This window comes from Clostridium sp. MCC344 (assembly GCF_018785365.1).
Classification (GTDB): Bacteria; Bacillota; Clostridia; order Lachnospirales; family Lachnospiraceae; genus Pilosibacter.
Window position 1 is genome coordinate 1 of the sequence record NZ_WQPQ01000091.1, and the last position, 624, is coordinate 624.

1 protein-coding gene is annotated in these 624 nt (G+C 35.1%); it reads right to left on the bottom strand.

The annotated features are described in order from the left end of the window. The coding region (locus GPK90_RS17840) for an RNA-guided endonuclease TnpB family protein (RefSeq protein WP_215703586.1) at positions 1-581 on the bottom strand (581 nt) is incomplete at its 3' end. Positions 582-624: the final 43 nt, after the last annotated feature.

Consider the following 624-nt stretch of genomic DNA (forward strand, 5'->3'; position numbering starts at 1 on the left):
GAAGTAATACATAAATCTTTAAGTCCTAAATCGATTCCTATGTTATGATTTGTATGTGCCAGTTCCTTATGCTCCGTTTCTACAAGTATGGACACATAGTATTTTCCACTGGAAACCTGCGAAACGGTCGCTGACTTAATCTGCCCACGATATTCCCTGTGTAACCTTGCTTTTACCGCTTTTAATTTTGGCAATTTTATCTTCCCTGTCTCAAAATCTACCGCAATATTTCCATTTGTGAAGTTTGTTGTGTATGATTTATGGTTATCGTGTTTGCTCTTGAATTTCGGATATCCTGCATGTTCCTTAAAGAATTTTTGATATGCAGCGTCCATGTGATAGATTGCGTTGGTCAGAGCAAATTTATCTATTTCTTTTAACCATTCATAGTCTTTCTTTAATTCTCTGTTACAGTAATTATTACAATCCGTTTTACTAACTGACTTTTTCTCTTTCTCGTATATTTCTTTCCGATATGCCAATGTCTGATTGTAAACAAAACGGCAACAGCCAAATGTTTTTGCAATCTGAATTCTTTGTTCGCTATTAGGATATATCCTGTATTTATATGCTTTTAACACCCACTGTCGCCACCTTCCTACCCTTGATTTTCTATATATTTTC